Consider the following 4,627-nt stretch of genomic DNA (forward strand, 5'->3'; position numbering starts at 1 on the left):
GGTTCAGCCGCAGTTCGACGACTGGAGCCGCCGCGTGCGTCGAGTGGCCGTGGCCGACAACGACGCCGCACTACTGAATCTGGTCGACCTGCTGACCACGGCCTACCGCCACGAGTCGGGCGGCTTTCGCACCTTCAACGACGCCGACTGGGTCCGCTATCTGGAACGCTCGGGCCCGGACATCCGGATGATGGCCGCCATCGAGCGCATCCGCACCCTGGGCCGCTCAGGCCAGTGGGCCGACGCCTCGCGCCTGGCGGCGGAGGTCATCGGCCGGTTGGAGCGCAAGGGCGACCTGGCCCAGCCGCTGCTGGCGGAGGCCCATCAGGTGCACTCCTACACGCTGTCCTACATCGGCGATAAGGAAGGCGCGCTCGACCACATGAGCCAGGCCGCCCGCCTGGACGAGGGCAACGCCTTCTACATGCGCAAGGTCGAGCGCATCTACGACATCGCCTACACCGCCGCCGAGGTGGGCGAGCTGAACGCGGCCGAGCACTTCGCCGGCGTGCACCACCACATGACCCAGGCGGCCGGCGATCCGGACCTGAAGACCTGGGATCGCTACCTATGCGCCCGCATCGCCAACGAGCGGCGCGCGCCAGGCCGCATCCTGGACTGCCTGGACGAGGGCGCGTTCGAGATCGACCGCCCGACCAACCGCCTGACGGGCCTCAGCCTGCGGCTTCGCGCCCAGGCCGAAGCCGAGCGCGGCGACGCCGCCAAGGCCAGGGCCGACCTCGAGGTCATCCGGGCGATCCCGATCGAGACCCTCGAGCGCGATCCCCAGGCCGAGCGACTGGTCGGCGCCTACATCGCCCTGGCCGAGCATCGCGGCGACGACGCCTTCCACCTGCTCGACCAATGGCGTCGGAAGGACCACGAGAAGACCCAGGCCGCCCTGTCGCGCAACGGCGCCCAGATGGCCTCGGCTCTGGAGACCGAGCTGAGGTCCAAGCGCGACGAAAGCCGCCGCCTGACCGCCGAGGTCGAACTCAACCGCCGCCTGGCCCACGCCTCGATCATCATCGCCATGCTGCTGGGCGTGCTGGTGCTGGGCGGGGTGGCCTGGGGCTTCTATCTGCGCCGGGCCTCGCAGCGGCTGAAGGACGCGCGCGGCCGGGCCGAAACCGCCAACGAGGCCAAGTCCGCCTTCCTGGCCGTGATGAGCCACGAGCTGCGCACGCCGCTGAACGGCATGCTGGGCATGGCCCAGGTGCTTCGCGGCGAAGGCCTCGATCCCCGCCAGCGCGAACAGGTCGAGCTGATGATCGACAGCGGCGACACCCTGCTGGTGCTGCTCAACGACATCCTGGACCTGTCGAAGATCGAGGCCGGCAAGCTGGAGATCGCACCCACCGCCGGCGACCTAGTCGGGGTCTGCGCCCGGCTGGTGGGCGGTTATCAGCCGACGGCGCGCGAGAAGGGCGTCGAGCTGACCTTCGCCGTGACCGGCGAGCCGCCGCCGATGCTGCTGTTCGACGCCGTGCGCGTGCGACAATGCCTGGCCAACCTGCTGTCCAACGCCCTGAAGTTCACGGTGGTCGGCCGGGTCGACGTGACCCTGTCCTGGGCGCCCGATCCGGCGACGGGGCGCACGGCCGTCAGCCTGATCGTCGCCGACACCGGCATCGGCATGAGCCCGGCCACCCTGTCCAAGCTGTTCGGCGCCTTCACCCAAGCCGACGCCTCGACCACCCGCACGTTCGGCGGCACGGGCCTGGGGCTGAACATCACGCGCCGCCTGGCCGAGCTGATGGACGGCGAGATCCTGGTCGACAGCATCGAGGGCCGGGGCTCGACCTTCACGCTCGGCTTCCAGGTCGATGTCTCGACGGGGGCGGCCGACGCCGGGCCCGCGGCCTTCGGCGCCGCCAACGAGGACGACCAGACCCTTTCGCCCCTGCACGGCCGCCGCGTGCTGGTCGTCGACGACCATCCGGTCAATCGGCGGGTCATCAAGCTGTTTCTGGCGCCGTTCGACTGCGACCTGGTCGAGGTCGAGAACGGCCGCGAGGCCCTGGACGCGCTTGAGGCCGAGGCCTTCGACCTGGTGCTGATGGACGTCAACATGCCGGTGATGGACGGGCTGGAGGCCACCCGCCGTCTGCGCCGCGATCCGCGCTGGGCCGACCTGCCGGTCATCGCCCTGACCGCCGACGTCATGCGCACCCAGATCGACACCTGCCTGGAAGCCGGCATGGACGCCCACATCGCCAAGCCGATCGACCTGCGCGACATGGTGTCGGTGCTGGTGCAGGTGCTGGACAAGCGGGGCGGGGGTTCGGTCGAGAGGGTCGAGGCGGCGGCTACGCCGGCCTAGGGCGCGGCCTTCGCCAGCTCCGCAGGATCGGTGATCCCGAACAGCGCCCGCATCTGGTGGCGCTTATCCAGCAGGTCCTCCAGGCTGTACTTGTCGAGCACCGCGATGAACGCCGCCGTCGCCTCGTTGAGCACGCGGGGCAGGGTGCAGGCCGGGGCGATCAGGCACTGGCTGCAGTCGACCAGTTGAAAGCCTTCCTCGGTCTGGCGCACCACTTGGCCGACGATGATCTGGTCGGCGGGACGGGCCAGGGCGATGCCGCCGCCGCGACCGCGCACGGTGCGCACGAAGCCGGCCTTGCCCAGGTCCTGCACCACCTTCATCAGGTGGTTCTGCGAGATCTTGTAGAGGGCCGCGATCTCGCCGATCGAGGACAGGTCGTCGTCGTCGCGCGCCGCCAGGTGCAGCAGCACCCGCATGGCGTAGTCGGTGTAGCGCGTCAGACGCATCGGGACTCCAGGCACGCGCCCCTAAAACGAGGCTAAGGGTCACTACGTAAAACCAGCATTTTCATTGCATGTTTCGGCCCGGCCTTATAGATGTATTTTCGACGCATCAATTAGGCCCCTCTCATGAACCCGAGCCAAGCCGCCGAGATCGAAGCCGCCCTGCCGGCCTTGCTGGCGCGCTTCTACGCCCGGGTCCGCGCCGACGCCGAGCTGGGCCCGGTGTTCAACGACGCGGTCGAGGACTGGAGCCGGCACTTGGCGACTCTGGCCGACTTCTGGTCGTCGGTGATGCTGACCACCGGCCGCTACAAGGGCAATCCGATGCAGGTCCACGTGCGGCACGGGGCCCGGATCAGTTCCGAGATGTTCGGCCGCTGGCTGGAGATCTGGAACCAGACGACCGCCGAGATGGTCTCGCCGCCGGTCGCCGCCGCCATGCAGGCCAAGGCCGCCCGCATCGCCCAGAGCCTGGACCTGGCCATCCACTTCCGCCTGCCCAAGGCCGAGCCTTTCCAAACCGCGACGTCCTGACGACGCCGCCCCGAACACCCCAAACACGGAGAGACACAATGGCGGCTGCGCTTAGCGCCGAGACGATCGCGCTCGTGAAGGCCACGGTTCCGGCCCTGGCCGAACATGGTGAGAAGATCACCCTGGCGATGTACGCCCGGCTGTTCCAGCACGCCCAGATCAAGGCCCTGTTCAACCACGCCAACCAGAGCACCGGCGCCCAGCCCAAGGCCCTGGCCGGCGCGGTGCTGGCCTACGCCCAGAACATCGACAACCTGGGCGTCGTGCTGCCGGTGGTCGAGCGCATCGCCCAGAAGCATGTCGGCTACCACATCCTGGCCGAGCACTATCCGTTCGTGGCCACGGCCCTGCTGGGCGCGATCAAGGAGGTGCTGGGCGACGCGGCGACCGACGAGATCCTGGCCGCCTGGGGCGAGGCCTACTGGTTCCTGGCCGACATCCTGATCGGACGTGAAGCCAACATCCGGGCCGAGATCGAGGCCGTCGACGGCGGCTGGAACGGCTGGCGCGATTTCGTGGTCGCCGAGAAGATCCGCGAGAGCGCGGTGATCACCTCGTTCGTGCTGCGGCCCAAGGACGGCGGTCCGGTGATCCCGCACAAGCCGGGCCAGTACCTGACCTTCCGCTTCGACTCGCCCGAGTTCAGCGGCGAGAAGCGCAACTATTCGATCTCGGCCGGCCCGAGCACCGAGAGCTACCGCATCTCGGTGAAGCGCGAGGACCTGGGCGCGGCCTCGCGGTTCCTGCACGACCAGATCCAGGTGGGCGACGTGCTGTCGGCCACCCCGCCGGCCGGCGACTTCTTCCTGGCCGACCAGCCCGCCCGTCCGGTGGTGCTGCTCAGCGGCGGCGTTGGCCTGACCCCGATGGTCAGCATRGTCGAGCACATCGCCAAGGCCCATCCGGAGCTGAAAGCCCACTTCGTGCACGGCTCGCTCAACAGCGGCGTCCACGCCCTGGACGGCCACGTCCGGTCCTTGGCCAAGGACCACGGCGGGGTCAGCGTCACCACCTTCTACAGCGACCCGCTGGCGGGCGACCGGGCGGGTGAAAGCCACGACGTCGACGGCTTCATTTCGATCGACTGGTTGGCGGCCAACACCCCGTTGGCCGACGCCGACTTCTACCTGTGCGGCCCCACGCCGTTCCTGAAGGCCTTCGTCACCGGCCTTGCCGGCGCGGGCGTGCCGACGGATCGGATCCACTACGAGGTGTTCGGCCCGACGGCCGAGGCGATCGCGGCTTAGGGCGCCGCGGGACGCCCCCTCCGTCGGGCTTCGCCCGCCACCTCCCCCGTTTCTTCTCCTCCCCCGTGAAACGGGGG

Annotated in this window: 4 protein-coding genes; 3 read left to right on the forward strand and 1 reads right to left on the reverse strand. The window is 69.3% G+C overall.

Annotated features, from left to right (window positions below; genetic code table 11):
* Positions 1–2,323, forward strand: a 2,323-nt coding sequence (locus AC1DZ6_RS19380) for a response regulator (RefSeq protein ID WP_477098775.1), incomplete at its 5' end; no start/stop codon positions are given.
* Here the strand turns inward: AC1DZ6_RS19380 and AC1DZ6_RS19385 are convergent.
* Positions 2,320–2,772, reverse strand: coding sequence for an Rrf2 family transcriptional regulator (locus AC1DZ6_RS19385; protein WP_477098776.1), 453 nt, complete (start codon positions 2,770–2,772; stop codon positions 2,320–2,322). The two genes, AC1DZ6_RS19380 and AC1DZ6_RS19385, sit on opposite strands and share 4 nt — an antisense overlap.
* 123 nt (positions 2,773–2,895) lie before the next feature.
* On the opposite strand from AC1DZ6_RS19385, the gene AC1DZ6_RS19390 reads away from it, so the two are divergent.
* Together AC1DZ6_RS19390 and hmpA are read left to right on the forward strand one after the other, a co-directional pair.
* Positions 2,896–3,303 (forward strand): group III truncated hemoglobin, encoded by a 408-nt coding sequence (locus AC1DZ6_RS19390; protein WP_477098777.1) that lies wholly within the window; start codon positions 2,896–2,898, stop codon positions 3,301–3,303.
* Positions 3,304–3,341: 38 nt separating this feature from the next.
* Positions 3,342–4,550, forward strand: a complete 1,209-nt coding sequence (gene hmpA, locus AC1DZ6_RS19395) for an NO-inducible flavohemoprotein (RefSeq protein WP_477098778.1) — start codon at positions 3,342–3,344, stop codon at positions 4,548–4,550.
* The last annotated feature ends 77 nt before the right edge of the window (positions 4,551–4,627 follow it).

This window comes from Caulobacter sp. P1_B12_2 (genome assembly GCF_056406675.1).

What these genes read in the sequence shown, in the direction of transcription:
- AC1DZ6_RS19385 (WP_477098776.1), bottom strand. Translation starts at nt 2,772, where the DNA reads ATGCGTCTGACGCGCTACACCGACTACGCCATGCGGGTGCTGCTGCAC.
- AC1DZ6_RS19390 (WP_477098777.1), top strand. Translation starts at nt 2,896, where the DNA reads ATGAACCCGAGCCAAGCCGCCGAGATCGAAGCCGCCCTGCCGGCCTTG.